General features: G+C 34.6%; 32 protein-coding genes and 3 pseudogenes. 22 read left to right on the top strand and 13 right to left on the bottom strand.

All coding sequences use genetic code 11. The features are described from left to right. Positions 1-164 precede the first annotated feature (164 nt). The 5 genes from tnpA (at position 165) to NST60_RS08200 (ending at position 4,019) form a co-directional block, all read left to right on the top strand. Entirely contained in the window at positions 165-488 is a 324-nt protein-coding gene (tnpA, locus tag NST60_RS08220; protein WP_101729549.1) for an IS66 family insertion sequence element accessory protein TnpA, read from the top strand. Beyond that, on the top strand, positions 478-834 hold the full coding sequence (tnpB, locus tag NST60_RS08215) for an IS66 family insertion sequence element accessory protein TnpB (protein ID WP_016205487.1): 357 nt from the start codon (positions 478-480) through the stop codon (positions 832-834). The genes tnpA and tnpB overlap by 11 nt, the downstream gene beginning before the upstream one ends. A gap of 47 nt (positions 835-881) precedes the next feature. Beyond that, positions 882-2,477 (top strand): IS66 family transposase, encoded by a 1,596-nt coding sequence (gene tnpC, locus NST60_RS08210; protein ID WP_101729548.1) that lies wholly within the window; start codon positions 882-884, stop codon positions 2,475-2,477. Positions 2,478-2,991: 514 nt separating this feature from the next. Then, complete coding sequence (locus tag NST60_RS08205; protein ID WP_101729732.1) at positions 2,992-3,879, top strand: helix-turn-helix transcriptional regulator; 888 nt, start codon at positions 2,992-2,994, stop codon at positions 3,877-3,879. Positions 3,880-3,884: 5 nt separating this feature from the next. Continuing rightward, positions 3,885-4,019, top strand: a complete 135-nt coding sequence (locus tag NST60_RS08200; protein ID WP_263479781.1) for a hypothetical protein — start codon at positions 3,885-3,887, stop codon at positions 4,017-4,019. Positions 4,020-4,116: 97 nt separating this feature from the next. On the opposite strand, the gene NST60_RS08195 is transcribed toward NST60_RS08200, so the two are convergent. After that, on the bottom strand, positions 4,117-4,875 hold the full coding sequence (locus tag NST60_RS08195) for an AAA family ATPase (protein ID WP_016202185.1): 759 nt from the start codon (positions 4,873-4,875) through the stop codon (positions 4,117-4,119). Between the two features lie 179 nt (positions 4,876-5,054). On the opposite strand from NST60_RS08195, the gene NST60_RS08190 reads away from it, so the two are divergent. The 4 genes from NST60_RS08190 to NST60_RS08175 all read left to right on the top strand — a co-directional run bounded on the left by NST60_RS08190 (position 5,055) and on the right by NST60_RS08175 (position 7,577). Next, the gene (locus tag NST60_RS08190; protein WP_101729731.1) at positions 5,055-6,101 is read left to right on the top strand and encodes a DUF1835 domain-containing protein; all 1,047 of its coding nucleotides are present in this window, start codon (positions 5,055-5,057) and stop codon (positions 6,099-6,101) included. An 82-nt stretch (positions 6,102-6,183) separates the two neighbouring features. After that, complete coding sequence (locus NST60_RS08185) at positions 6,184-6,660, top strand: DMP19 family protein (protein ID WP_169187791.1); 477 nt, start codon at positions 6,184-6,186, stop codon at positions 6,658-6,660. A gap of 77 nt (positions 6,661-6,737) precedes the next feature. Continuing rightward, positions 6,738-7,127, top strand: a complete 390-nt coding sequence (locus NST60_RS08180) for a DUF5071 domain-containing protein (protein ID WP_016202188.1) — start codon at positions 6,738-6,740, stop codon at positions 7,125-7,127. An 18-nt stretch (positions 7,128-7,145) separates the two neighbouring features. Next, positions 7,146-7,577, top strand: a complete 432-nt coding sequence (locus tag NST60_RS08175; RefSeq protein ID WP_101729730.1) for a DUF4279 domain-containing protein — start codon at positions 7,146-7,148, stop codon at positions 7,575-7,577. Between the two features lie 65 nt (positions 7,578-7,642). Here NST60_RS08175 and NST60_RS08170 read toward each other — a convergent pair whose 3' ends face one another. Both NST60_RS08170 and NST60_RS08165 read right to left on the bottom strand, forming a co-directional pair. Continuing rightward, the gene (locus NST60_RS08170; RefSeq protein ID WP_016202190.1) at positions 7,643-7,903 is read right to left on the bottom strand and encodes a hypothetical protein; all 261 of its coding nucleotides are present in this window, start codon (positions 7,901-7,903) and stop codon (positions 7,643-7,645) included. 157 nt (positions 7,904-8,060) lie between these two features. Continuing rightward, a complete protein-coding gene (locus tag NST60_RS08165; RefSeq protein ID WP_016202191.1) occupies positions 8,061-8,732 on the bottom strand; it encodes a DUF3885 domain-containing protein in 672 nt (223 codons plus the stop codon). An 85-nt stretch (positions 8,733-8,817) separates the two neighbouring features. Here NST60_RS08165 and NST60_RS08160 point away from each other — a divergent pair, with 85 nt between their 5' ends. The 7 genes from NST60_RS08160 (at position 8,818) to NST60_RS08130 (ending at position 12,517) form a co-directional block, all read left to right on the top strand. Continuing rightward, a complete protein-coding gene (locus NST60_RS08160) occupies positions 8,818-9,012 on the top strand; it encodes a hypothetical protein (protein WP_016202192.1) in 195 nt (64 codons plus the stop codon). A gap of 8 nt (positions 9,013-9,020) precedes the next feature. Continuing rightward, a complete protein-coding gene (locus tag NST60_RS08155) occupies positions 9,021-9,512 on the top strand; it encodes a hypothetical protein (RefSeq protein WP_016202193.1) in 492 nt (163 codons plus the stop codon). Positions 9,513-9,543: 31 nt separating this feature from the next. Further along, the gene (locus tag NST60_RS08150) at positions 9,544-9,921 is read left to right on the top strand and encodes a CPCC family cysteine-rich protein (RefSeq protein ID WP_016202194.1); all 378 of its coding nucleotides are present in this window, start codon (positions 9,544-9,546) and stop codon (positions 9,919-9,921) included. Between the two features lie 43 nt (positions 9,922-9,964). Continuing rightward, positions 9,965-10,405, top strand: a complete 441-nt coding sequence (locus tag NST60_RS08145) for a DUF4275 family protein (RefSeq protein WP_040342972.1) — start codon at positions 9,965-9,967, stop codon at positions 10,403-10,405. Between the two features lie 334 nt (positions 10,406-10,739). Continuing rightward, positions 10,740-11,174: a hypothetical protein gene (locus tag NST60_RS08140; protein WP_016202197.1), complete on the top strand. Its 435-nt coding sequence runs from the start codon at positions 10,740-10,742 to the stop codon at positions 11,172-11,174. Positions 11,175-11,217: 43 nt separating this feature from the next. Next, positions 11,218-11,604, top strand: coding sequence for a YxiJ family protein (locus NST60_RS08135; protein WP_016202198.1), 387 nt, complete (start codon positions 11,218-11,220; stop codon positions 11,602-11,604). 628 nt (positions 11,605-12,232) lie between these two features. Beyond that, positions 12,233-12,517 carry a hypothetical protein gene (locus NST60_RS08130; RefSeq protein WP_101729727.1) on the top strand — a complete coding sequence of 95 codons (285 nt, stop codon included), beginning with the start codon at positions 12,233-12,235 and terminating at the stop codon, positions 12,515-12,517. 487 nt (positions 12,518-13,004) lie between these two features. On the opposite strand, the gene NST60_RS08125 is transcribed toward NST60_RS08130, so the two are convergent. After that, a complete protein-coding gene (locus tag NST60_RS08125) occupies positions 13,005-13,700 on the bottom strand; it encodes an ArsR/SmtB family transcription factor (RefSeq protein ID WP_169187793.1) in 696 nt (231 codons plus the stop codon). Between the two features lie 101 nt (positions 13,701-13,801). Here NST60_RS08125 and NST60_RS08120 point away from each other — a divergent pair, with 101 nt between their 5' ends. The 3 genes and pseudogenes from NST60_RS08120 (at position 13,802) to NST60_RS08110 (ending at position 18,539) form a co-directional block, all read left to right on the top strand. Further along, positions 13,802-14,422 (top strand): flavin reductase family protein, encoded by a 621-nt coding sequence (locus NST60_RS08120; RefSeq protein ID WP_169187794.1) that lies wholly within the window; start codon positions 13,802-13,804, stop codon positions 14,420-14,422. A 280-nt stretch (positions 14,423-14,702) separates the two neighbouring features. Continuing rightward, positions 14,703-15,557 carry a tyrosine-type recombinase/integrase gene (locus NST60_RS08115; RefSeq protein WP_169187795.1) on the top strand — a complete coding sequence of 285 codons (855 nt, stop codon included), beginning with the start codon at positions 14,703-14,705 and terminating at the stop codon, positions 15,555-15,557. Between the two features lie 18 nt (positions 15,558-15,575). Next, positions 15,576-18,539, top strand: a pseudogene (locus tag NST60_RS08110) (Tn3 family transposase). A 75-nt stretch (positions 18,540-18,614) separates the two neighbouring features. On the opposite strand, the pseudogene NST60_RS08105 reads toward NST60_RS08110, so the two are convergent. The 4 genes and pseudogenes from NST60_RS08105 to NST60_RS08090 form a co-directional block, all read right to left on the bottom strand. Then, positions 18,615-18,947, bottom strand: a pseudogene (locus NST60_RS08105) (stage V sporulation protein AD); the annotation flags it as partial. After that, positions 18,947-19,426 carry a stage V sporulation protein AC gene (gene spoVAC, locus NST60_RS08100; RefSeq protein WP_017695333.1) on the bottom strand — a complete coding sequence of 160 codons (480 nt, stop codon included), beginning with the start codon at positions 19,424-19,426 and terminating at the stop codon, positions 18,947-18,949. The pseudogene NST60_RS08105 and the gene spoVAC, both read right to left, overlap by 1 nt. Before the next feature lie 17 nt (positions 19,427-19,443). Continuing rightward, positions 19,444-19,899 (bottom strand): YhcN/YlaJ family sporulation lipoprotein, encoded by a 456-nt coding sequence (locus tag NST60_RS08095; protein ID WP_160549937.1) that lies wholly within the window; start codon positions 19,897-19,899, stop codon positions 19,444-19,446. 77 nt (positions 19,900-19,976) lie between these two features. Next, positions 19,977-20,183 (bottom strand): DUF1657 domain-containing protein, encoded by a 207-nt coding sequence (locus NST60_RS08090; protein WP_160549936.1) that lies wholly within the window; start codon positions 20,181-20,183, stop codon positions 19,977-19,979. A 356-nt stretch (positions 20,184-20,539) separates the two neighbouring features. On the opposite strand from NST60_RS08090, the gene NST60_RS08085 reads away from it, so the two are divergent. Continuing rightward, positions 20,540-20,713 (top strand): hypothetical protein, encoded by a 174-nt coding sequence (locus tag NST60_RS08085; RefSeq protein WP_017695329.1) that lies wholly within the window; start codon positions 20,540-20,542, stop codon positions 20,711-20,713. Positions 20,714-21,294: 581 nt separating this feature from the next. Here NST60_RS08085 and NST60_RS08080 read toward each other — a convergent pair. From NST60_RS08080 to NST60_RS26755, 4 genes and pseudogenes are all read right to left on the bottom strand, one after another. Continuing rightward, positions 21,295-21,583: pseudogene (locus tag NST60_RS08080) on the bottom strand (reverse transcriptase/maturase family protein); the annotation flags it as partial. Between the two features lie 524 nt (positions 21,584-22,107). Beyond that, positions 22,108-22,452 carry a hypothetical protein gene (locus tag NST60_RS08075; protein ID WP_017697713.1) on the bottom strand — a complete coding sequence of 115 codons (345 nt, stop codon included), beginning with the start codon at positions 22,450-22,452 and terminating at the stop codon, positions 22,108-22,110. 565 nt (positions 22,453-23,017) lie between these two features. After that, positions 23,018-23,470, bottom strand: coding sequence for a DUF3231 family protein (locus NST60_RS08070; RefSeq protein WP_341099806.1), 453 nt, complete (start codon positions 23,468-23,470; stop codon positions 23,018-23,020). A 25-nt stretch (positions 23,471-23,495) separates the two neighbouring features. Then, positions 23,496-23,663 (bottom strand): hypothetical protein, encoded by a 168-nt coding sequence (locus NST60_RS26755; protein WP_445304407.1) that lies wholly within the window; start codon positions 23,661-23,663, stop codon positions 23,496-23,498. 458 nt (positions 23,664-24,121) lie between these two features. Here NST60_RS26755 and NST60_RS08065 point away from each other — a divergent pair, with 458 nt between their 5' ends. Both NST60_RS08065 and NST60_RS08060 read left to right on the top strand, forming a co-directional pair. Beyond that, positions 24,122-24,376, top strand: coding sequence for a hypothetical protein (locus tag NST60_RS08065; protein WP_341098607.1), 255 nt, complete (start codon positions 24,122-24,124; stop codon positions 24,374-24,376). Between the two features lie 23 nt (positions 24,377-24,399). After that, complete coding sequence (locus tag NST60_RS08060; RefSeq protein WP_169187802.1) at positions 24,400-25,083, top strand: DUF421 domain-containing protein; 684 nt, start codon at positions 24,400-24,402, stop codon at positions 25,081-25,083. 425 nt (positions 25,084-25,508) lie between these two features. Here the strand turns inward: NST60_RS08060 and NST60_RS08055 are convergent, their stop codons facing one another. Continuing rightward, the gene (locus NST60_RS08055) at positions 25,509-25,949 is read right to left on the bottom strand and encodes a cell wall hydrolase (protein ID WP_169187803.1); all 441 of its coding nucleotides are present in this window, start codon (positions 25,947-25,949) and stop codon (positions 25,509-25,511) included. Between the last annotated feature and the right edge of the window lie 297 nt (positions 25,950-26,246).

Genomic DNA, 26,246 nt, shown 5'->3' with positions numbered 1-26,246 from the left:
TTGTGTCAGCTCTTCTAGTTATTTGTCTTCGTTTTCCGCTGATTGGATCTCTAGGAGCTTCTTCGGTTACTTTCCACTTATGTAAGCGACAAATACTCCACACCTTCTAATAATTGCCGTGTTTTGTGATAATCACATTAACATCAATTGTTAGGAGGTTTTTTATGTCAGTAGATGAACGTAAACAAATGTGGCAAGATCGCATCAATGCTTACAGATCTAGTCGAGTACCAAGTGTCAAAGCTTGGTGTAAACAAAATCAAGTAGGTGTTCAAAGTATGTATAGCTGGATGAAAAGATTGAAAACTGAGGCGACTCACGTCGCTTATCCTCTTAAGCAATGGGTTGCCATTGATTCATCCAACTTAATTGAAGATACAGCTACTTTAACGGTTAAGGTAGGCGATGTTTCAATTGAAATTAAAGAAGGCTTCAGCCATTCACTTTTAAATGAAGTACTTCAGGTTCTTCAATCCCATGTTAAGTAAAACACCTATTCAACGAGTCTATTTAGCGATGGGTGCAACAGATTTGAGAAAGTCCATTGATGGTTTGGCAGCGATTGTACAAATGAGTTTCCAACTGGATCCTTTCTCTTCCAATCTATTTGTGTTCTGTAATCGGAAACGAGATAAACTAAAGATCCTTCATTGGGATCATAATGGGTTTTGGTTATATTATCGCCGACTGGAAAATGGCGTTTTTCAATGGCCAGATGGACAAACTACTAAGCCGCTATCGATCAGTCCTCGTCAATTCAACTGGTTGCTGGATGGACTTCCACTTGAACAAAAACAAGCTCATCCAAAAATGAGTGCAAAAGTTATCATTTAGAGAGAATTGACCAACTATGTCACCTCTCTTTATGGTATTCTATTTTTATGGGAAAAACTACGAATGAACTACAAGATACAATTGAAGAACTCGCAGCGAAAAATGCGGATTTAGAAAAACAAAAAGAAGTCCTAGAGGCAAAAATCAAATGGTTGGAAGAACAATTCCGACTAAGCCAACAAAAGAAATTCGGGGCATCTAGTGAAAAAACCAATCCGGATCAGATCGAACTACCTCTTTTTAATGAAGCTGAAATGACAGCGGATGTAAAAGTGGAAGAGCCTACACTTGAAACGATTACTTATCATCGAAAGAAGTATGTAGGACAACGGGATGCGAAGCTTGAAAACTTGCCTATGGAAACGATCCATTATCGTTTATCGGAAGAAGAGCAGGTTTGTTTGTGTTGCGGCGAAACGGTACATGAAATGAGCACGGAAACACGTAGAGAATTAAAAATCATCCCTGCTCAAGTAAAGGTTGTTGAGCATGTACAACATATTTACAGCTGTCGCCAATGTGAACGTGAAGGAATCGAAACACCAGTTGTGACAGCTAAAATACCTGCGGCAGTTTTTCCAAAAAGTCACGCTTCCCCTTCTTCAATGGCCTATATTATGAATCAAAAATACGTAGAGGGAATGCCGTTGTATCGAATTGAAAAACAATTTGAACGACTTGGTGTCTTCCTATCACGCCAAACGATTGCCAACTGGGTAATATATGGTGCAACGAAATGGCTCTCACCACTATACAATCGCTTGCATGAGTTACTACTTCAACTTGACTGTCTACACGCGGACGAAACAACCGTTCAAGTTTTAGCGGAACCTGGTAAAGCAGCAACTTCCAAATCCTATATGTGGTTGTATCGATCTGGTCGGGATGTTTCACCGATTATCTTATATGACTATAAAACTTCTCGTCATAGTAAACACCCGAAAGCATTTTTAAAAGGATTTGCGGGCTATCTTCATGTCGATGGTTATGGAGGTTACCATGATATGAAGGATGTGGAGTTAGTTGGCTGTTGGGCACATGCACGCCGTAAATATGACGAAACGCTCAAATCTTTGCCTACGGGTGTAGATAAATCTAAGAGTCTCGCAGCTGAAGGTCTTCAATTCTGTACACAATTATTTAAAATTGAAAAACAGATAGAAGAGGAATTTGAAGATTGTAGCCCTGAACAGCGAAAAGAAGAACGTCAAAAACGTAGTCAACCCGTGTTGGACGCTTATTTGGCATGGTTAAAATCCAAACGCCCTCAAGTTCCACCTAAAAGCAAATTAGGTGATGCCATAAATTATAGTTTAAACCAATGGTCAAAACTCATTGTCTTTATGAAAGACGGGCGACTTGAACTCGATAATAATAGAGCAGAACGTTCGATTAAACCATTCGTTATGGGAAGAAAAGCATGGCTATTTGCCCAATCGATGAAAGGAGCAACTGCCAGTGCGGTCATCTACAGCATTGTCGAAACGGCCAAAGAGAATCAATTAAATCCATTAAATTATTTAACTTATCTTTTTGAACAGCTGCCACAAATAGATATAGATGATCAGGAAGCACTTGACCAGTTCCTTCCGTGGTCAAAGACTATTCCAGAGGAATGCCGGATTCCAGCTAAACTTAAATAGAGAATACACTAATGCCCACCTGAAAAACTAGGTGGGCATTATTTTACGCTTACCTATAAAGAACAAATGGGTGCGGGATTCATTTTTCAAAAGGAAAGTAAAGAATTAATTGTTGAAAGCGAAATGTGGACAGGAAGACATGTGATATTTCAAATTCCAATCAGTGAATAAATAAAAAGAAGGGAAACAATATATGGGAATTAATCTTATATAAACAAATGGTTATTTGTCGATAGGGGATTAATGTGAATTTGCTTGAATTAATATGCAAATAGTCAAATGAAAATTATGGAGGAATATTTGTGTTAAAAATAACGCCTAAATGTTTAATTTGCGAAGATTGCATTAATAAAAGGGATGACAAATAGCAAAAATACAACCAATGCCGAACAGAATGAGGGAAAGTGAACCCTCTTTTTTTGCGTGAAAAATTGAAGAAATGGATAAAAAAAGCAATATATGTCAAAAAAATTAGTTTTCTCTTTGTTATCTTATTTGTAAGGAGGTTCATGTAATGAGCTATAGTTCTATCATACAGAAAACGATTGAGTATATAGAGGTGAACTTACATGAAGAGCTATCTTTAGAAAGTGTTGCTCAGTTTGCTGGATTTTCAAAATATCATTTTTTTCGTGTTTTTCAAAAAGAGGTTGGTATAACTGCATCTGAATATATCCGTTATAGAAGAATTGCTAACTCAGCTAACATGTTACTTTATACGGATGAAAAGATAATAGATATCGCTCTCTATTATCGCTTTGAAACGCAAGAATCATTTACTCGTTCATTTAAGAAATATTACAATTTACCGCCAGGACAATACCGTAAAATGATAGGCAAATTAACTTTACAAAGGGAGGAAATCGTGTTGAAAAATGAACAGCTATTAAAAGGATGGAAGTTAAGTGGGAGTCATCCGTTTAATTATCAGATGGGAATTGATAGAGAAAACGCTCATAAAGGGAGGGCATCTGGATTCCTAAAATCTGTTACTGCCCAATCTCAAGGTGAGTTTGCAACAATGATGCAGGAATTTAAAGCCGAGAAGTATCTTGGCAAACGATTAAAGCTCTCTGGATTTTTAAAATCTAAAGAGGTTGATGGATTTTGTGGATTTTGGATGCGAGTCGATGATGCACTACATGATGTATTGCAATTCGATAATATGGGTGACCGCCCAATTACAGGGAATAATGAATGGAATCATTATCATATTGTTTTAGATGTACCTGAAAACAGTGCAGTCATTGCTTTTGGTGTTTTACTTTCGGGGAAAGGGCAGGTATGGATTGATGAACTTAAATTTGAGGAAGTAGATAAACAAACACCAACGACCAACATTGATTTTTCTGCCGACCTTTTAGATGAACCTACCAACTTATCCTTTGAAGAATGGGAGTAGATAATATGATGAATTTTCTAATGGCTTTAATGAAAAGTTTTTTACATCTTGGCGGTATTAATATGGCACTTATTCTTTGTTTGGTAGCTGGAATACTTTATGTAGTTAATAGAGAGAAGAAAGGAAGACATAATTTTTAGACGTTATTTATAAATTACAGCCTGTATGTGCTTGGAAAATGTTAAAAATACAGGCTGAGTGTAATTCAGTTGCGATTCATTCACTGATAAGATTATCCTACTTATTAAGTAAATGATGCAATAATCTTTCTTTATCGTCAAAAAACTGCTTCATGATATGATAATGGTTCGTTTCTTCAAGAGTGGTTTCTTTAGCCCCTTCCTCTGTAAGTTCGATAATCTTAGCATTTGGATACGACATGATGATGGGAGAGTGGGTAGCAATAATAAATTGCGAATTTTGACGGACTAATTCATGAATGTGGGCTAACATGGATAGTTGTCTAAGAGGGGATAGGGCGGCCTCTGGTTCATCTAATAGATAAATGCCATTTCCCCCAAAACGATTGATAAATGTTGCCCAAAAAGATTCCCCATGCGACTGCTCATGAAGCGACACTCCCCCAAAGGAATCAATCACTCGTGGTCCTGGAGCAGGTTCACTGTCTAATGCTTCGATGTTGGAAGCCACATTATAAAAAGTCTCTGCCCGTAGAAAAAATCCATCTCTTGGTTTTTGGAATCCCCTTATTAATTTTATATACTTTTCCAATGGAGAATGAGAATCAAAGGTTGAAAAGTTAAAATTGAAAGTACCACCCTCGGGATTAAATCCAGTATTAATCGCAATGGCTTCTAATAACGTTGATTTGCCCATCCCATTTTCGCCAACAAAATAAGTGACATTTGGATGAAAGGATAGTTCATCCAAAGTCTTTATGCTTGGTAAACGAAAGGGGTAGTTCTCAAATGAAGCTATGCTGTCACGTTCCAGTCTTAAACCCCTTAAATATTGATGTTCATTTGAATTTTCCACAAGAAATACCTCCGTATTTATGTTTTTGTTTCCTTTTTAAAGCAGTTCATAAATGGCTTTCTTAATACCAAATAATAACATAGAATGGATTTAGACTTATTTAAAAATTCATTTTCTGTGGTAAATTGCTGATAATCATAGTATTTGAGTTTATAGGTGAATATAGGGAGAGTGGCATAGTGGAAATAGAAAAGTTGAAAAAATCCATTGAAGAACTGCCTGAAGGCGAAGCAAAGTCACTACTATTTCATATTTTATTCCGATTGAATCTTGTAAAAGAAACGGATTATTCAGAGACGAATTTTATAAATGACGTGGAAAGCATATACGAAACGGTGTTCAAATTATCAAAGGAACGGTCGGAAGCGAAGGAGGAAGAGACTTTTCAAAAGGTACATATTCTCTTTGGGCTTTCTGGTGCAGGGTCACTAAAATATGCTTTAAAGAAAATGGGCCTATCTAAGAGGGAAAAGGTTATTTCCTTTTGGGATATATTCTCGATTGGTCTTATTGAGCAACTACATGAAAGTGATGGGCAAGAAGCAAGATTTCAATGGATGAAAAATGTGATGGATGATGACCAATTTCAAGATTATCAACAGGGATTTTATAACACTGTCAATCAAATAAATTCTGTTCCTGACAATGTGCCAATTACGCTATGGGTAGCTGATAACACTCATGAACAGACAGGACTACGATATGTTCTATATTTATTGCGGAATAAAACGAATGAAATCAAGGTGATTAATGCAACAAAGGCATATGCTGAACATTTTAATCGACCAGATATTCAATATACTATTCTACAAACAGGAGAAATGTCCCCAGAGCAATTGCAAGTTATCTACGAGAAAGACCAATCAAAATCATTATCAGAGTACGAGAGAAAGGAACTTGAGGAAGAATGGATGGCTCTTGCCGATTCCAAGGAAACCTTGCGTATCTGGAGAAATGAAGAGATAAAGAGCGTTAGAGAAGTCTTTTACGACCAATATATGATAAATATGGCGAAAAAACTTCAGATTGACCGAGAAAGAGTACAAGAACCTGAACCTTTTATGAAATCTGCAAGACTAATAGGAGAAGTGATAGGGCATTTAGACCAATATATGGGGGATGCATTCTTTGAGTATCGGCTAAGAAAGCTGATAGAAAAGGGTGTTTTTGAGATGGAAGGTAATTTGAAGGCTATGAGATATTACAGTGTGAGATTGAAACGCTAATGGTTGGCTGAAGAATATAATTTATTTTTGGAGATTCTATCCAAAAAGGTATTTAAATGAAGGTAGAAAGGTGACTCTAAGCATGAATAAGAAGACAAGAATAAAAAGAGGAGACTTATTAAATCGAGATGATATATGGAACAATGTTAGTGATGTGCTGATTGAATTTGGCTACTCATCAGAAAATAAAATAGCATATGAAGCATTTATTGTTCTTCAATACTATTCAGAAATGGAAAGTGGAGGTCATGAAAGTTTATTAAGGTGGAATTCAGACCATATAGAGAAAGTAGGAATCACTCGATATTTGGAAGAACTAATCGATGTTCTTGAAAAAATAGATGCTCATGAGTATGCCGAGATTGAAAAAACATATGGCGAGGAAATGTGGAGATTGTACATTGCTTTGGAAAATAATGAAATAGATGAAAATAAGTTTTATAGCGTTATCGAAAAAGCGAACGGAGAATATTATAACCTCAATGAAAAATTGAGAGAATTAATCGAAACCTACTTTGTAATGATACACACCGATTTAATTAAAGTTGTTGATGATTAATTCTTTTATTGAAGCAGTGAAAAAAGTTTGTACATAAACTAAATTTATAAATTACATTATGAACTTAAAGGTGCAAAATGAAAAATTACACTGAATATCTACCAAGAGATAAGCATGACTCCGAAAGAGTAAACCAATTAAAGAACCTAAGTAGAAAAGAACTCGTTCTTTTGTTACCAGGTCTTATGGAATGGATTCAGGACATGAACTGGCCGGTAGCAGAGGAGGTTTCAGAACTTCTATTAACTTGTCCAGATGAAATTGTACCACTAATTAAAAATGTTTTAGCCACGAATGATGACGTTTGGAAGTATTGGTGTTTAATAATTTTGGTGAAAAGATTGCCAGAGGATTTAAGAATGCAATTTAAAATGGATTTAATAAGACTTGCTGAAAGTCCAACAGCAGGAGAAAGGTTAGAAGAACTTGATGAAATTGCACTGGAGATTTTACAGATGTTTGAATGAATATTAGGGAGCTTATAAATGGAAAAAACGAATGTAAAGGTTTATTTTTCAGCGAAGGCAGATGACTTTTCTATTGAGTATTTTACAAATGTGTTAGGAATAAGGCCGACAAGGGCATATAAAAAAGGTGAAGCTATTAATAGACCATCTAATCCGAATGTGACCTCTACAGGAACGCATTATCGGCAATATACCAGTTGGGAGTTAGGTACAGATTACGAGCAGTCTTATGATATTAGTGAACAATTGGATTTCGTTTTGAATCAATTGGAGGGGAAGGAAGAACTGTTAAATCAGTTAAGAGAAAATTATGAATTAGCGTATAGATTTACCATCGTTATTCAAATAGAAAATAATGAAAAACCAGCTATGTACTTAGATAGGAGATTTATTCATTTTGCCGATTCCATAGGTGCAGATGTGGATTTTGACCTTTATGTTTATAGCTGATGGAGACATAAGACTACAAAATAATGAAAAAGCAGGGAAGAACTATCACCCTGCTCATTAAACGATTAAAATTCCCCTTCGCTAAAGTAATCATATAATTGACTTTTTAAGCGTTCCAATTGAATGTTTTGCGAATGAGGAAGTCCATCTTTTTTCGTCTTTTGGGAACACATCCAGCACGAACAATGAACTTTCCCTTTTGCGAAATATCCAGGAAAGCGAGATTGCCAACCTAAATGTTTGGCAATCTTTATTTTACGCTGAATCACTCTTTTCCGATGATGTCGAAAATAGGAACGACTACGATTTTTTTGATGTGGTTTCATTTGCCATCACACTCCTTGGGAAATGGCTTAGCCTGTAAAAGTCCCCCAAAGGAAAATTAGACCCTTACAGGCAGAGCCTGATGGCAAGAAATGTGGTGAGAAGGTCCAAGTTAATCACCTCTTGTAGATGTTTTTCTTTAATTATACAACAAATGGATTATTTGAATATCTTATCAATCTGTTCTCGGTCATAGTCTAAAATCCAATCATTTAGTTCTTCATAAAGTGAATGTAAATCTTCTTTGTTTGAGGCGATAACGTCACAGCCTCGGTCATCATATAGATGGTAAATCATTTTCTTTGTAACATTTACAAAATAAATATCAATACCAGGGCGGTATAACCCTTTTAGAATTTGGGATGGATGTGGAAAATCCTCATAACTGATAGCAGTTAAGAGCGGTTTATAACGAATGTCGCTCTTTTCACAGGACAGAGCAAATCGGTGCGTGACCATTTCTTCATAATCTTCACCGTCTTCATCTTCCCAAAAAACACTTGGTAACACCCTATGTTGCAGTTTTCGTCTTAATTCCTTGTCTTTTATATATTTTTGATAGACCTTTGTTGGTCTCTTTTGTAAAAAGGTATCGTTCTTCTCACAATGAATGTCTGTGACCAGTAACATTTCATCGGTATCATGAAAAACTTTATTGAATATGCCATTAATTCTTTCTTCGATTTGCTGAAGATTGTTCTTATCTTCATGTTGTACCCAGGGCATAGAAATTTCAAAACGGATACCATATTCCCATGAATAAAATAGGGGCGGTCTTAGAGTAAGGTTATCAAAATGCTCTTTCATAAATTGGGATAAAAAGTTTATCATATTGTTCCTCCAAATATATGGTTAATAATTGCGTACTTTATAAAAATAGGATTTGAGGTAATATTGGTTTAGGAGGTGTCTATAAATGTCAGATGTAAAATTGTTCACAGCTATTTATATTCCAGAAACACCATTTGTAAATGGGGGATTAAAGCCTAAGAGTACAAAGAAAAATAATTTTGATTTGCTGGAAAGCGAAAAAATAGCGGATACTCTTTATCATTTTATTATAAAAAGGATGAAATACAAATACACAGCTATTATTATATTGGGGATTTAGAAGATGCCTTGGAAAGATATTTATTTGTGGAGAACAATGATTTATATGATGACTTTGTTTCACAGTTTTGGGGTGGTGGACAAAGGTATTGGGAAAGTGGTATGGATACCTATTTAGATATTTATAGCCCCGAAACCGTACTTGAACAGCTAAATCAAGCATATAAGAATCATTTTTATGAAGAGGATGAACCGACCCCTTTGTGCCATATATTTGGACAACAGATGTGGCATAGTAATGCCTATCTTATTGCCAATCGAACAGCTTTAATCGAACTTAAAGAAGCGATTGATGTTGCATTAAAGCATAAAGAAATAAGGTTAGGGTTATCCCCTTCAGATGGTGAGGGTTACGATTTATTTATTAAATGTGTTGAGGATGATTTTGAATGGGAAGAGTTAGAAATGCCATATCACGATAGAGATTGTTATGTACCTGATGAAACGGTAGGGATTCCACCACACAAGGTATTTAAGCAGTATAAACGTCATTTGCGGTAAAAACTTTATCTGACTAAAGGGAGAGATTAGATTGAAACGGGAAAAGTGTCCTTGTTGTGGTTTACCAACAATTGAAGAACGGGGAATATTTGATATATGTGAACTTTGTCATTGGGAAGACGATGGACAAGACGACCCAAATGCGGATGAAGTGTGGGGAGGACCAAATGGTGATTATTCCCTTACAGAAGCGAGAAAGAATTTTAAAGAACACCTCATTATGTATCGAGATAGGAGAAATATAGAAAAACAAACCGATAAAGAAGTTGAATTAAAAAAATCTTTAATAAGTATGTTTGTTGAATTAGACAAGTGCAAACCTGATTCGTTGGAATATGAGGCACTTTGGAGGAAGATAAAGTCATACGAAAAAATTTTAATGGAGATTTCTTATGAAACATACGGTTAGCAATTTGATTATATAAAAAGTGGGTGTCATGTTGGAAAATATGATGGATTTAGTATCTTTACTAAGAATGAAAAAAGTAAGAGTGATAGAAATACCTAAGTGGGGGACATATCTGCGAAAGCAATGGGAAGATAACTTTGTCAATCATCTTAGCGATAAAGAAAAGAAATCTATTTATCTTTATGATGAAGATGGTTGCTGTGGCTACCTATGGCATGTATTTAGTTATGAAAGAAGGAAATGCTTAAAAGAAGAACAAGCTGATATAACATTTAACAAACAATCAAAACAATCTTGCTATGTTTTTTATCAGCATACGGATGATGCTTTTATACTTGAAAATGCGTCACCTTTAACAGCCGAGGACTTTATAAATGAAGAAGATGTTTACGTAGTAGATAAAGAGTTTAATTGGACTTATGTAAAAACTCATGAAACAGGTTGGTGTGGTCCATATTTCAGTCAAAAAGACAAAACAAACTAAGCTTTATGGATTGATTAGCAGTCAATCGTGATGACATTGATAGTTAAAATTGACGGATATTATCACCAAGTTCTAATTAAAGGGAATAGGTGTTCAAAACAGGAACTTATGAAAAGGTACATAAATTCCAAAACTCTTACTTCAGATATTTTAGACCTTCCAGCTATATTTTGCCGAATTAACTGTTTTGACCAACTTGCCTATAACGAAGATACAGAGGTTGATTTTGTGATTGATACCGACACCGATAGAATATATAAACCATCTTATTAAGTGGGCAACTCTGCTCACTTTGTAAAGGTCATCATTTTGATGATAGAGGAGAGAAAATAGCTTGAAAGTTATATTTTCGATATTAACAATTTTATGTGTTGCAATCGCTTTAATAGGTTGCCAATTACAACAAGAAGAAACAATGGTTCTTTTAGATGGAAAAATATCAGAAATTAAAATTTCAGAGTCGAATGGAACAGGAGAAATGAATGAGGAGATTATTCTATCAATTAAAGATGATGAATCATTAGATGTTTTTGAAAAGGCGATTACGACTGCTGTCAAACAACCAGGGGAGGTTAAGATATCTGAACCTGATTACGATGTAATGGTGGAATACGAGGCGGAAGAAGGGGGACTGCCTACACATGGAATTCATTTATGGTTAGGAAAGGAAAATGAGAAGAGTACGTTTATGTATATTACCGATGATTCTATTTATCTTACATCCCCACAAATGACAAAGGAGTTAAGAAGGTTGATACTATCGAAATGATTAACGTAACAGGAAATAATGTGGAAGATGCGGAGAAAAGGAAATGGATTTGAATGATATTGAAAGACAACTGGTACTGATAAATGAGAAATTGCAGAAACCGTTCCCCTATAGAGATACAGATAAAATCCAAGAAGATTACAGTAATGCTTTTTCCAAGTTATCTGATGATGATAACTGGTTGACAGCGGATTTTAATACTTATTGCATGAACATCGCTGGGTCTTTAAGTTATGTTTTAATAGGGAAATCAAATAAAATTCCAAAAGGTCAAATAGAAATGTTGAGGTTTTCATTCTTTGAGTTCTTTAAACAATATAGATTTTTTGAAGATAACATAACTCAATATGATGGATTTTACCAAGAATATATGGATTTTGAAAAGGCAAGAAAATTGCTGTTGCAATATTTATCTACATATATGAAATGAGTTGTGGGATTAAAATGCTTTATACTCCCTAATCCCTTTAATCCTATTCCCTGCAGTAACTATGTAACCCCATAATAAACTCCTGTGCCACATAATAAACCCCTGTCATAATCAAAACAAAGTTCTGATATGCCTGTGGAAAACGTGTGGATAAAGGCAGGAAGAAATGAAAAGATAAGAAGGGTGGGAACAGGAATCCCATCCTTTTTTGCCTGACTAAAAAATAGAAGAAAAAGCCTGATAAGCCCTGTTCTATCAACGTTTGGATAAAAAGTGTAAGGGGTTCGTAAGAACCCCATAATCCCGAAAAGAGTGAGAAAAAGCAGGAGAAAAAGGCAGGAAGAAAAGCAAGAAATCCCACGACATTATTTTAATTAAAAATAAAGTTGTGGCAGAAAAAAGTGAGAAGAAAATCGGGAAAATGGGTGAGTTGTGCAGAACTCTATTTTAACTGGGTGAAAATTCAGAAATAAAAATGTAGGAATAACAAGGGTTTGAGAAAATGAGGGAAGCAAGACATTATTATTACTGAACAGTATTGTAACCCCAAAATAAATATTTTCGAACCAAAATAGAAATATCTAATTTTTCCTCATTTATCATTTAAAAAATTTAACGGAGGTCTGTTATGGAGAAAGAACAGTGTGACATAATACAGCCAAATGGCGTTAAAGAAAAGAAACTAGATGTGATTGATGGATACACGATAAAGTACCATGCAAACGGGAAAACGATATGGTCGAAGGGGAAAATGATTGGGGATTTACCAGTAGGTTATTGGGAATGGTATCGTGCTGATGGAACCATAAAACGTTCAGGATACTTTGAAAATGGAGAACCTATTGGAGAATGGATCACTTATGACAGCAAAGGTGAAAAATACAAAACGACTAATCGGGATAAAAATAACTAATTAGGAAGTTTCAATGTTTCCATAAATAAAATTAAGGGTTCTTAAGTAAAAATTACATTCCAATTCCGAAGGTTTTCCGGTACTTTTCCCGGCAGACCTTCGTTTTTTATTTCCAAAATCATAAAAAATCCCATCGCAAATCAATCTTAGTCCAATCCCCATTCCAATCAGTAACCAATTTTAATCCCTTTGCTTCCTTCTATTCTGTACGTCTGTAATCATTGTCCAGTAAGAGTTCAGTCTTTTTCTTTTCAATATTTCCCCACACTCCTGTATTCCTATTCCACTCATAAAATAATTCTTTCTCCAATCAAAAAATTTTCTTATTTAATTAAGAGGGTTGGTATTGGAGAATAAAACTAATACCATCATGTCAATAAGGGGTACCGCCAGCATTTCGGAAAAAAACCACGCTAAGAAAATTTCGACAAAAAAACAGCCGATTTTAACTTCTTTAAGGATAAATCGGCTGTTTTATATTCAAAACTTAGTTGTTTGTAATATCAAAAGAAAATGTTTCTTTTAGTCCCTTTTTTCCTTCAGAAGTGATTTTTATTGCTCGTGTTTTCGGTAGACGTTGAATCCAATTTAACTCTAATAATCTCTCTAAGACGGCATTTCCTAATGCTCCCGCAAGATGGTGACGTCTTTCGCTCCAATCTAAACATTTGTGAGTAAAAGAACGACGTTTCTTCTTAACTTTTTCAAGGTCAATTTGAAAAGTTAAGAAAAATATTTCTCCTTTTTCAGTAACAGTAAACCCGTCTTTTTCTTCATAAATAACACCTTTTTTAATTAAAGAATCTGTTAATTGTACTCCTAAACTCCCTGCAAGGTGATCATAACATGTTCTTGCAAAACGCATCGCTTTATCTTCCGAAGCCTGTTTTAATGATTTAATTTCAATTGGTGGAGCTATTGATAAAAATGACTCCATAACTTGAGCAACTTCCTGATTTCGAATTCCATAATATCGATGTCTCCCTTGTTTTTCAACTGTAACTACATTCGCATCGACCATTTTTGTCAAATGAAAACTAGCCGTCTGTGGTTTGATTCCTGCCATATATGCTAATTCGCTTGCAGGATGGAATCTACCATCTAATAAGACTGTTAATATTGCTGCACGAGAAGCTTCACTTACAAGAGTAGCAATCATTGCTACATTTGGATTTGCATTCATTTTAATTCCCCCCTTAATGTAATCCATATTTCGATGATAATCGAAATGTTTATATTCTACAATAAATAAGGAAGAACATATGAATAGGAGGAGAAATAAAGATGAAAAAAATGGCTCAGGTTCCAAACACAGATATTATTAAACCTAAAATTCTATACTACGGAACTCCTGTGATTTTACTAAATTCGCTAAATGAAGATGGAACAGTAAACATCAGCCCTATGTCATCATCATGGGCATTAGGAGATTGTATTATATTAGGAATTGGACTTGGAGGGAAAGCTATTGAAAATTTAGAACGACATCCTGAATGTGTAATCAATGTTCCGAGTCCTTCATTATGGGAGAATGTTGAACAATTAGCCCCCTATACAGGGAAAAATCCCGTTCCAGATTATAAGAAAAAGAATGGATTTACATATGAAAAAGAAAAATATGATATTAGTAGATTAACACCTACTGAGTCTAAATCGGTCAAACCTACTCGAATTATGGAATGTCCAATTCAAATTGAGGCAAGGGTGAAACACATTCGAATTCCTGATTACTCTCCTGATTTTGCAATTGTTGAGACACAAGCTATACATGTACATGCTCATAAGGAAATCATTATTGAAGAAAATCATATTGACCCAAATAAATGGAGCCCACTTATATATAATTTTCGTCATTATTTTGGTCTTGGTAACCAGTTAGGTAAAACTTTTCGATCTGAAATATAAATATATTATTTTTTAAAGTGGACAATCCTTTCCTAATTGAAGTTAAATATTGTAGTAAGAAACCTAATTTCACATGTTAAGGAATTAGGCTTCTTTATTATTTTCTCTTTTGCTAAGAAGTGGTATTTCGATTTCCTTATAGCACCTAATACAACACAATATTAATTGTGTTGTATTAGGTGCTATAATAACTATGAATCTATAGGTTTAACGCAACACAATTTATTAAGAAGTGAACATTTATGGATGCAACACAACTTACAGAAGAGGAGAAAAATACATGAATGTTGCAAAACAGTTTTCTTCTTATCTTAAACAGGAGAAGAAAACTGAGAACACTATTCAGGGATACACATTAGGTATTAGACAGTACATAAAATGGTTTGAAGGTTCATATGACAGAAAATTAACAAATTTGTACCGACAAAATATCTTAGATTACATTAGCTATTTAAAGAATGTCAAAATGTTAAATGCCAAAACTATCAACCACAAGATTAGTAGTCTTGCTAAATTTAATGAATTTCTAATAAAGAAAAGCGTTCAACAAGACCAGGTGATTTTAAAAACAGATATGATAAAGGTTCAAACTGCGTATGCTTCTCCAACCCAAATTGTTGAATTAGATGTAAAGAAGTTTTTGCAAAGTGTGTTAGAGGATAAGAACAAACGCAATTATGCAATTGTCACTCTCCTGGCATACACGGGAGTGCGTATTTCAGAGGCATTATCTATCAAATTTAGCGATTTCAATTTACAGACTGGGGAATGTATAATTCGAAGTGGAAAAGGAAATAAACAACGAATTGTATTGCTAAATAGTAAGGTAACTCATGCTATCAAAGATTATCTTATCGAACGAAAAACATACAGTACAGCACATGAATCTGCTTATCTTTTTATTAGTAAAAAGCGGGAAAAGCTCGACCGTACGGTCGTCAATCGTATCTTCAAATCATATAGCAAGGTTATTACTCCACACCAGTTACGACACTTCTTCTGTACCAATGCAATTGAAAAAGGATTTAGTATTCATGAAGTTGCAAATCAAGCTGGGCATTCTAATATCCATACAACATTACTTTACACAAATCCAAATCAACTGCAGTTAAAAAATAAAATGGAACTCTTATAAAGGAGCAATGGGGAAACAATGGGAGTTAAACAATTACTGTCAGAGGCACAACGAAATGAGTTAATGGATTTATCACGTTTAACAGAATGGGATTTGGTAACATTTCATACCTTTTCTAAACATGACTTACATTTAATATTCAAGCACCGTAGAGGATACAATCGTTTAGGATTTGCTCTTCAGCTTGCATTAATTCGTTATCCTGGCTGGTCTTTAACCGAGTATATAGATATTCCTATGTCAGTAATTAACCATATCGCAAGACAGCTACAGATTCCTGCAGAAGAATTTTCTAAATATGCTAATCGTAATAACACATTATGGGAGCATCTTAGTGAAATTCGTGAAGAGTATGAGTACAGTAATTTTTCTTCTAAACATGAAGAAAATCTGTTGAAACATCTTACACAACAAGCTATGGAAAACAGCAACTCACTTCATTTAATTGAAATAGCACTGTCCATGTTACGGAAATCAAAAGTTATTCTTCCTGCCATGTATGTAATTGAAAATATAGTTTGGGAAGCCAAACAGCAAGCAGATCAATAGGTATACAGTATTTTGTATGATGACTTAACATCTGAACAAAAGAAAAGAATAGATGCTTTACTTCTACCCACAAACAATGGAATTTCGCCATTAGCTTGGTTAAAACTGCTTCCTTCTCAACCATCACCAGAGTCTTTTCTCAAGGTTGTGGAGCGGTTTGAATATGTAAAAGATATAGGGCTTGTAGTTGATACGAGCAAGATTAATTCCAACCGCCTTCGGCAGCTTGCAAGATTAGGATCAAAATATGAACCGTATGCCTTTAGAAGATTTGATGAAGTAAGAAGATACAGTATTTTAGTTGCTTTTATGCTAGAAATTACACAAGATTTAATCGATTATGCAATTGAAATACACGACCGTATCATGATGAATCTTCAATTAAAAGGAAAAAAAGCACAAGATGAGATGCAAAAAGTAAATGGTAAAAAACTGAATGAAAAACTTGTACAATTTATCAAGATATGTGGAGCACTTATTGAAGCGAAAGAAGTAGGGAAAGATGCTTTTACAGCTCTAGATGATGTTATGCCGTGGGATAAAATGGTGGAATCGGTTGAGGAAGCCAAACAGTTATCAAGACCTATAAGCTATGATTATTTAGATTTGTTGGAGACTAGATATTCCTATATCAGGCGGTATGCGCCTGCCCTATTAAGGGTCTTCCAGTTTGGATCAACTAAATCGGCAGAGCCAGTACTTCAAGCGCTTCATACTATACATGATTTAAACATAAACGGAAAGCGAAAAGTACCGATGAGTGCACCTTTGAATTTTGTATCAAATCGTTGGCAAAAACATGTGTATGACGACGAAGGTAATGTTAACCGACATTATTACGAACTGGCAGCATTAACAGAGTTGCGAAATTACATAAGATCAGGAGATATATTTGTTTCAGGAAGTAGACAGCATAAGGCATTTGATGATTACTTAATATCTGAAGAGGATTGGAGAAACATAATAAATGTGGAAAATTACTTGGCAGTTCCTTTAACGGTCGAGGAGTACTTAACAGAAAGGATTACTTCGCTAAACCAACGTTTGGACTGGTTATCAAAAAACAGTGAAAAATTAGAAGGTGTTGATATCAGCCAAGGAAAGCTATATGTGGAAAGGTTAGATAAAGGGACTCCAGAAGAAGCAAAAGCATTTAGTATCCGTCTACATAATATGTTGCCAAGAATAAAGCTCACAGATTTACTATTAGAAGTAGCCAGCTGGACTGGATTTCATGAGCAATTTATTCATGCTTCAACGAACAAATCTCCTGATCAAGAAGAGAAGAATATAGTATTAGCAACTCTGATGGCAATGGGAACAAATATTGGTCTTACAAAAATGGCAGAGGCTACTCCTGGAATCTCTTATAGACAAATGGCAAACACTGCACAATGGAGAATGTATGATGATGCTATGGTTCGAGCTCAGTCTGTTCTGGTTAATTTTCAACATCGGCGACAATTAGCAACATATTGGGGAGACGGTAATACATCGTCCTCAGATGGAATGCGGGTACCTATTGGCGTTCGCTCTTTACATGCTGATTCAAACCCGCATTATGGAACAGGAAGAGGAGCAACTATCTATAGGTTTATAAGTGATCAATTTGCTTCCTTCTATTTAAAAGTAATTAATACAAATGCCCGAGATGCACTATACGTCCTTGACGGTTTACTTCATCATGAAACAGACCTCATGATTGAAGAACATTATACAGATACCGCTGGATATACAGATCAAGTTTTCGGATTAACACATCTTCTAGGCTTCCGCTTTGCACCACGTATTCGTGACTTAATGGATACGAAACTTTTTACTATTAACGGTGTGCAAGAATATCCAAATGTTCAGGCACTATTAAAAGGTAAAATTAATTTAAAGGTCATTCAAGAAAATTACAATGATGTTTTACGGTTAGCATACTCAGTAAGAACAGGTAAAGTATCTAGCTCACTTATAATGGGGAAACTTGGATCTTATGCAAGACAAAATAAATTGGCAACCGCTCTTGGTGAAATGGGACGAATAGAAAAAACTATCTTCACCTTAGACTATATCTCAAGTAAATCAGTGAGAAGGAAAATACAAAAAGGTTTAAACAAGGGTGAGGCTACAAATGCCTTAGCTAGAGCCATATTTTTTGGAAAGAGCGGAGAGTTTAGAGAGCGAGCTCTTCAAGATCAATTACAACGGGCCAGTGCACTTAATATTATTATTAATTCGATAAGTGTATGGAATACGGTTTATATGGAAAAAGCAGTAGAAGAATTAAAACATACAGGCGAATTTCGAGAAGATTTAATGCCGTATATATGGCCTTTAGGTTGGGAACACATCAATTTCTTAGGAGAATATAAGTTTGAGGGATTACATTCAACAAGTTTACAATCCTTACGCCCTTTAAATATGAAAGAGCCGATTTACTCTTAACGGGGTAAATTTTGGCTCTTTTTTCAAATAAGTTCTCTTAGCGTGTTTTTTTTCCGAAATGCTGGCGGTACCCCACGTAGAGCAGGCACCGAATAAACCAAAATACGGAGCTCCAATTGTTCGACTAGCAAAACTTGTCGGAGTTATCTGGTTGATCAGATCCCCAGCTAGGATAAATTGAACTTGATCTTTTTGGATGCCCCCTTTTTCCATGGCTTTTTGACAGGCTTCTTCAAAAAGGACTTTATGTGCCTTTTCATAGGAATCCTGTCCAAGCCATAAATCAGCATGAAGGAGATCGAAATCTTCTGCGATCGCTCCGTTTGCTTCAAATGGTCCTCCAACTGTTCCAGTTGAAAGTATCACTGGTTTTTGTTCAAAAATCCATGTACGATGACCTGCCAGCATTATAAACCACCCCACTGGATTAAAATGGTTTTGATGAGGGCAATGACAAAAGCAGAAAAAACACCAAATAAAATAACCGCCCCTGCTAATTTAAACATGTTGCCGCCTACGCCCAGTACAAATCCTTCGGAACGATGCTCAATGGCAGGTGATATGACCGCATTGCCAAAACCAGTTACGGGTACAGCTGTTCCAGCCCCTCCAAATTGGGCCATTCGATCATATACACCAAAACCAGTAAGAAGCATCGTAATAAAAATTAACGTACCCACTGTCGGATTTCCGGCCGTTTGCTCAGTAAAATCAAAAAAATAAATGTAGAAGTCAGAAATACACTGACCGATCAGACAGATAAGACCACCAGTTATAAAGGCCTTTATACAATTTTTAACAACCGGTCTTTTAATCTCTCGTTGTTTTTGCAATTTTTGGTATTCCTGTTGCACAGGAGTAAGTTGTTTCTTTTGATTATTAGACATAACTCGATCCTTTCTCTTTATGTTTGTTCCTTCATTAGACTTTTCAGTTTATTTAAATCCTTTTTTAAGTTTTTCTCATTCGTATCGTTTTTTTTCAGTCTCTGTTCTATGTTTTCAAGTTCCCAGAACATTTTTTTATCACTCGAAACAAATACATTGTGATCTGGATACATTTTTTTTAAGTCAGATTTAACTGACTTCTCGATATTTTTTAATCGGAAACGGTTGAAATTTCTGACTTTTATCGCTACTAAAAGCTCATTATTTGTATTCACAGCCTTTACATCCGAAATTTCTTCCTTAGTGATAATCTTTTCTTTAGCATGATTGGCAACAGATTGATCAATTGGTTTACTTGTATGTACTTGTGAAATACTCAAATCATTATAATTATCTAACTGATTTTGGTTTCCGTTACACCCTGAACCCATTCCGATAAGGATTAAAATGAAAAATAATATTTTCACTTTCATGAAATCACCTCCATGTTTTACCAGTATTGGGATGCTAAAAAAGGTTGGCCTCTCAACCAACCTTTTCGCCATACTCATTATTGTTGTTTGTATTGAGGTTCTTCTTGTTCGATTTGTTGAACACGTGGTTCAACATTATCAATAACAGATTGGGTTTGTGTAGCAGCATCTTGATAAAGTTGCTTAGCTTGTTGATTATCCGTACTGAGAGCAAATGTTTCAAAGCTAGCTTGAGCGCTTTTTAATCCTGCTAAAGCTGTTTTAACGTCATTGATGACTGTCATGAATAACACCTCCTATGGTTGACATTAATATGGTGCTAAATAAAATATATATTTATTCATTTAGTTTTAAATATATATCAATATTAAAAAATTCAAATATGAAATATTTTAATGTTTTTGGTAAAAATACATTTTGTAAGTAAAACTCTGCGAGAGGAAGGGTAGTGAAAATTGAAAATCACGCTTTTTTACAAAAGTGATTAAAATTCAGTTGATTTATTCATGGTTACTGTGAGTTTTAGTCCAAACATAGACATATTTGCTTTTTGTTTTAGAAATGGAGTAATAGTTGCAGGTTTGTGTTATAAATTATTTAACATACGAAAGTGGAAAATTATCAAAGGAGAATAGGAAATATGCATAAAGATTATAGTGAAATGGTTTTAGGACCAAAACCACGGGCTAGACAAAAGAATTTTTTTGTAAGTTTAGAGGAGAGTTTTAAAAATCCTATTATACATAAGGAAATTCATGGCGATAAAGTGTATGTTCCCTTAGATCTAAGTAGGATTTGGGACAGGATACATTAAAATAAGCATATTCATTTGTGTATAGCAACTTCTAGGGTAATTGAGGGACAAGGTGAAAGGACACTTTCGTTTTAGGGTAATAGAATTATCCTAAGTGTTAGAGTAGCCAATAGGGACAATGCCCCTATGTCCCACCCACATACACTCAAGGACATTTACATCAATTTAAATAAAGGGTCTCAGAATCAATAAGAAACGCATTTTTTCTATTGGCTATCATAATCATATAATCATCCCGTCTTCCAAAAATGTAAGTAGGACATATTTTTGGAATAACAAAAGTTCCAACTTCAATTTTTATCTCCTTCTGGCTACTTCATTCCTAAAATAGATAGTAACGCTCTTCCTAAAAGAAATAATCTTTTAAAAATAAATTTCCTCAAGAAAGAAGCCTCCTTACAAAAGCACTATATAGGTCACGCTGGTAAAACTTAAATCATACATAAGCCATTCGCTGCCCAATATGCTTGAACGAAAAATCAAGATTCTCTTTTTTTATCACTCATAGTATCCCCCTCACTTCCTCATCCTCCCTTATATACCATAATATTGTCCATCATAGTTAAGAAGTTAGTGTCACTAAGTCTCCTATATTCAGGGTTTCGATTTCTTCTTTCCCCTTTTGTAAAAGACCGGGTTAATTCCCTTATGAACTGATCTAGTTCATTTAGATAGATGTTTGCTAAAATCGAACTGATGATTCCACCCTGCGGAGTCCCGCTGAATGTGTGTTGTGATATATCCATTTCTCCTATAACCGGCACGTAAGAATTTCCAGATAAGGTGGATGAATTTTTCATCTTGGATTCTTCTTTTCAGAATATCTACCAACTTGTGATGATTAATGTTATCGAAGAAGCTTTCAATATCATAATCACATATCTAATTATCACCCTCAATATAGAGCAACAAATCAAACAACCATTTGAAATCACAAGTGTTAAATATTATTGCCCCTTTTGTAAAATATGAATTAGAAAAAGCAAAAGATACGTATATGTCCATGCATTGGAGGAAGTTGCTGCAATGACCTATTTAATTGGTAAAGGTATGGACCCACAGACCACTTATATAACGAATCGAATCTTGGGAAATTAATGAAATGTTTAAAAAATGACTAGTTGATATGATCCATGCTATAGAGGAAAAACTAGTAGAAATGATTTAAAATGTTTAAAAGTATTTTTAAACTGTCAGCTCGAAAACAGTGGACTTGATGTTTATTAGGAGGACATTTTTTTATCTGGACCTAAGGAGAATTACATAATAAATAGAGTAATGGGCAGCTTTAAAGCTGTCCATTACTCTATTTCCCACTTTTGTCATCTTCTCTTACAAGAAGCAGTTCTAAACAAACGGTGTTGAAACTTATTAATCTATACCTTTTTAAATCATTATTCATCTATATTATCCGGGTCATTTACATCTTCAGGATCTTCAATTGGTTCTTCTGTATCAGGCACTAAATCAGCTTCATCATCTTTATTTTCATCTACATTATCTAGGTCATTTGCATCTTTAGGATCTTCAATTGGTTCTTCTGTATCAGGCACTAAATCAGCTTCATCATCTTTATTTTCATCTACATTATCTAGGTCATTTGCATCTTTAGGATCTTCAATTGGCTCTTCTATATCAGGTGGTGGTGGATCATTATCCTCTTCTACATTATTACACCCCATTAACATGATGGCAGATAGAAAAACTGCTGTTAATAGTCTTAACCACTTTAGATTCATTTTTTACCGCCCTTTCTATCGTCATTTATATTCCTAAATTATTTTCTCCGTTTATTATTTTTTTATTCTAATTTTTATTCTACAGGTTATAAGCATTACCCAAGCTAAGCCTCCATTAAGTTGGACAATACAATGAGGTGAAGTTTTGGGAGTAATTAATGCTAGGGAATCAGATATTGCCTCTTTTTAGGAAGATTATTAAGAGCTGAAGGTGATAAGGAGATGTTACTGTTACTAGTTGGGAACGTTGGAATAAATAAAAAAGGATATGATGATAAGGCATATCGTTAATAAAATGAAATTAGAAACTGAATCGTACTATAAGCTTTGAAAGCTTCAAAAAGGGGGGCCTGGATTTAAGATAATAAATTTGCCATTAAAAGGGTAATTTACCAGTTCAAATGCCTAATGCAGCACATCCGGAGTATTAGGAGGAGGGTTAAACAGACAAATCATATATTTACGTCTTAAATCAGCAGCCATCGAACTGGAATATACTATACGTAAAATTACATAATAAAGTTTGTTTTTCATTCGCCATTTAGTTTGCTCCAAATTCAAGTACTTAGGATTTGTAAAATTCATTCCTATCAATCGGTTGAGGGGGTTTCTCCATCCATCCGCGTTCAACTAAAATGTTAAATCCTTCCCCACCGTACTTCATTACATCCACAAAGAATAGGGACCACACAGCTGCTAAATCCTTTCTCATTGTAATAGATAGAGCGTATCCGAGAGCAGAAACACCAACTTGATTTGAAGAACCAATGAAAAACATAATTAACCTTTCGGAAAATGGTAATGTTGTTGAATCGGTTACCTCCATAGTCAGGGGGGTACCCATGAAATTACAATTTCCCTTCAAAAATTTTGAAAATGCTTCTATTTGTCTTTCAGTAAGTTTTTTTCCTTTTAATAAGTAATCTTTTATTTCTTTGTCTTTCATTACCTGTATTAATCCCATTAAAAGAACTAGACCAATTGTATTTCTTTCAACTGCTGCAAAAAGTTCTCCTATTTCTAAAGTATTTAAAGGTCTTTTCTCACCAAACCATGTATTTATTAACGATGTTGTGTTGTATAAATTCTACACTTTTTGGGTATTCCATATTTGGTGGTCTATCATTTAAACTTTTTAAACTCATAAGATTTAACGCTTTCCCATGTAATTCTGTTTCACTATATAAACATTCCGAAAAAAGTTGATAAATATCGCTGCGAGTAACTTTAGCAAGAACAGTACCATAATATGGAATGATTACATTACTAAAAAACGGTAATACTAAAAAGGCAGCTCAAAGAGTTTGAATTCAAAAATATCTGTTACCTTTTCATTTAAATATAGGGGTGATATCAATAGATAATATATTTGAACATCTTAAGGAAATACGTTTATTAGAAGATAAGCTCTATCATTTAGAATTAAATGGTTGGCTAAAAATGAGTTTTTAACTTGGGAATGGTGGATACTAGTCGTTTTTTTAGTTGTGCCTTGGTTTATATGGGCTAAACTTGTTAAACGAGACATTATTTTAGAAATTTTGTTATTTGGTACCATAATTATCATAACAACAACCTTATTAGATGTAGTTGGCTTACAATATAGGTTTTGGGATTATCCAATTGCATTCTACCTATTATTCCTAGGGCCTTTCCCTTTGATTTTTCAATGATACCTGTAGCTTACATGTTGTTATATCAATATTTTAGAACATGGAAATCTTTTATTTTAGCCCAGATCATTATGGCACTAACATATGCATTTATAGGTGAACCCTTTTGCGAGTGGGTCAAATTTGTTAATTATATAGAGTGGAGATACAGATATTCATTCATATATTACTTCATTGTTGGAATTGTAACTCGAGCTTTAATTCTAAAACTTGCCTCTTTATCTAAACCTCAAGATCTTACAACTAAGTAAAATTTAAATTGGAGGAAAAGACTTTGGAAGAAGTTACTATTGGTTTACTGACGATTAAAGTCATCGTTGGTTTTGCTACTTTATTTTTTATTATTATCATAACAGGCAGAACGTCCATCTATCAGTTAACCCCGTTTCACTTAGTTTTTGTGTTAGTACTTGGAGATTTATTAGGAAATACCATTTATCAAGATAAGATAGGGATTTTTCATTTTTTATATGCCATCGGATTGTGGACGTTTCTTATGTTGGGAATAGAGTTTATGACTCTAAAAAATAAATCGACACGTTCTCTCTTATTAGGCAATCCTAACATCATCATTCGAGATGGTGTTATGGACAGAAAGTTACTTACAAAGAACAAATTGGATGTAAATCAAGTATTGAGTATACTCCGTCAAAATAATGTCTTTTCAGTTCGCGAAGTCAAATACGGTATATTGGAAGCTAATGGGCAAATAAGTTTATTATTAAAATCCAAGTATCAAAAACCAGACAAGCAAGATCTCAATCTTCCAGAAAGTCCAGTAGACCTCCCAACGTCGTTAATTATAGATGGGGAAATTATATGGGATAATTTACATGAACTCGGATTTGATCAACAGTGGTTAGATAACCAATTAACTACCAATGGATTTGATAATGTAAAGCGTATACTTTACGCAGATTGGCGAGAGAGTGAAGGCATACATGTAAGTCCTAAATAAAATTTGTTAGGATAAGAGCACATCAATTTTCTTGGTGAATAAAAACTTTAGTCTTCAACAATCAGGCGCTTTAATGAAGTAACTAAAGCCTAATTTTTCACTTATAACACCGAGAAATTAGATATTTTGATTTCCTTAACGTTGTAAATCCGCATTTTCCTGACGCTACCCCCTATAGAATGAGCTAATCGCAAAAATTCGGACCGAAAAAAGAAAAAGTGATTTTATTGGAAATCCTCCTTTGAAATTGAATATGTAAGAAATGAATAAAACCATTAGCCATCAAGGGAACCAAAACCATGTTTATAGGGGATTATAATTAACATAATCATGTTTATAGACACTGAAAAAAGGATCTTCCAGTAAGAAAATCCTTTTTTTTGCTGCTAAAAGTTTTAGTTTTTAAAAATATTCGAATCTTTTCCTCAACGACTATAAACGCTTTCACATGTTCCAGGCGCTGGTTCATAAAAACAATGTTGTTTAAATTGACCACTAAAAGGTTGGCCATACCATGTTGGAGGACACGGACCATATGGATTAAAGTACCAAAGAGCATATTTCGCTGGGTAATCTCTCCAATATTCCAAATTCTTTCTTGCTAATCTTCTTTCAGATTCTCTTGCTCGTTGATAAAATATATTGCCTTTTTGCACAGCTTCAAAGGAGTAATTTCCCCCTTGTACTTGAAAAATAACATCTTCAATGGTCCTTACATCCATGAAATCCGCACAATCAGCTACAGCACGGTTTACAATCACGTTTCCAACATATAGCATCCCCTGTACTCCTTCACCTTCAGCCTCTGCTCTCATCATCCTTGCCATTAAATCAACGTCTGCATCTCGGTAAGCGACTCTTGCCATTTTTCCACCTCCAAAATACAGTATGAAAAAAAGCAACATTCATGTCTCTTTTTTACAATTTGTTAGGATAAGAGCACATCAATTTTCTTGGTGAATATAAACTTTAGTCTTCATCAATCAGGCGCTTTAATGAAGTAACTAAAGCCTAATTTTCCACTTATAACACCGAGAAATTAGACTTTTTATATTTTGATTTCCTTAACGTTGTAAATCCGCACTTTCCTGACGCTACCCCACTTGGGACGTGATTTAAGTCGCGTTAGCGATTTTGTTCTTCCGACCGACTTTAGTTGTTGA

Source organism: Niallia sp. FSL W8-1348 (genome assembly GCF_038006745.1).
Taxonomy (GTDB): Bacteria; Bacillota; Bacilli; order Bacillales; family Cytobacillaceae; genus Niallia; species Niallia alba.
Note: the sequence above shows the minus strand (reverse complement) of the source record. Positions and strands in the feature narration are given on the sequence as shown.

Coding starts and splice junctions, on each gene's coding strand:
- tnpA (WP_101729549.1), top strand. CDS start 165: ATGTCAGTAGATGAACGTAAACAAATGTGGCAAGATCGCATCAATGCT.
- tnpB (WP_016205487.1), top strand. CDS start 478: ATGTTAAGTAAAACACCTATTCAACGAGTCTATTTAGCGATGGGTGCA.
- tnpC (WP_101729548.1), top strand. CDS start 882: ATGGGAAAAACTACGAATGAACTACAAGATACAATTGAAGAACTCGCA.
- NST60_RS08205 (WP_101729732.1), top strand. CDS start 2,992: ATGAGCTATAGTTCTATCATACAGAAAACGATTGAGTATATAGAGGTG.
- NST60_RS08200 (WP_263479781.1), top strand. CDS start 3,885: ATGATGAATTTTCTAATGGCTTTAATGAAAAGTTTTTTACATCTTGGC.
- NST60_RS08185 (WP_169187791.1), top strand. CDS start 6,184: ATGAATAAGAAGACAAGAATAAAAAGAGGAGACTTATTAAATCGAGAT.
- NST60_RS08180 (WP_016202188.1), top strand. CDS start 6,738: ATGAAAAATTACACTGAATATCTACCAAGAGATAAGCATGACTCCGAA.
- NST60_RS08175 (WP_101729730.1), top strand. CDS start 7,146: ATGGAAAAAACGAATGTAAAGGTTTATTTTTCAGCGAAGGCAGATGAC.
- NST60_RS08170 (WP_016202190.1), bottom strand. CDS start 7,903: ATGAAACCACATCAAAAAAATCGTAGTCGTTCCTATTTTCGACATCAT.
- NST60_RS08165 (WP_016202191.1), bottom strand. CDS start 8,732: ATGATAAACTTTTTATCCCAATTTATGAAAGAGCATTTTGATAACCTT.
- NST60_RS08160 (WP_016202192.1), top strand. CDS start 8,818: ATGTCAGATGTAAAATTGTTCACAGCTATTTATATTCCAGAAACACCA.
- NST60_RS08145 (WP_040342972.1), top strand. CDS start 9,965: ATGGATTTAGTATCTTTACTAAGAATGAAAAAAGTAAGAGTGATAGAA.
- NST60_RS08135 (WP_016202198.1), top strand. CDS start 11,218: ATGGATTTGAATGATATTGAAAGACAACTGGTACTGATAAATGAGAAA.
- NST60_RS08130 (WP_101729727.1), top strand. CDS start 12,233: ATGGAGAAAGAACAGTGTGACATAATACAGCCAAATGGCGTTAAAGAA.
- NST60_RS08125 (WP_169187793.1), bottom strand. CDS start 13,700: ATGAATGCAAATCCAAATGTAGCAATGATTGCTACTCTTGTAAGTGAA.
- NST60_RS08120 (WP_169187794.1), top strand. CDS start 13,802: ATGAAAAAAATGGCTCAGGTTCCAAACACAGATATTATTAAACCTAAA.
- NST60_RS08115 (WP_169187795.1), top strand. CDS start 14,703: ATGAATGTTGCAAAACAGTTTTCTTCTTATCTTAAACAGGAGAAGAAA.
- spoVAC (WP_017695333.1), bottom strand. CDS start 19,426: ATGTCTAATAATCAAAAGAAACAACTTACTCCTGTGCAACAGGAATAC.
- NST60_RS08095 (WP_160549937.1), bottom strand. CDS start 19,899: ATGAAAGTGAAAATATTATTTTTCATTTTAATCCTTATCGGAATGGGT.
- NST60_RS08090 (WP_160549936.1), bottom strand. CDS start 20,183: ATGACAGTCATCAATGACGTTAAAACAGCTTTAGCAGGATTAAAAAGC.
- NST60_RS08085 (WP_017695329.1), top strand. CDS start 20,540: ATGCATAAAGATTATAGTGAAATGGTTTTAGGACCAAAACCACGGGCT.
- NST60_RS08075 (WP_017697713.1), bottom strand. CDS start 22,452: ATGAATCTAAAGTGGTTAAGACTATTAACAGCAGTTTTTCTATCTGCC.
- NST60_RS08065 (WP_341098607.1), top strand. CDS start 24,122: ATGATACCTGTAGCTTACATGTTGTTATATCAATATTTTAGAACATGG.
- NST60_RS08055 (WP_169187803.1), bottom strand. CDS start 25,949: ATGGCAAGAGTCGCTTACCGAGATGCAGACGTTGATTTAATGGCAAGG.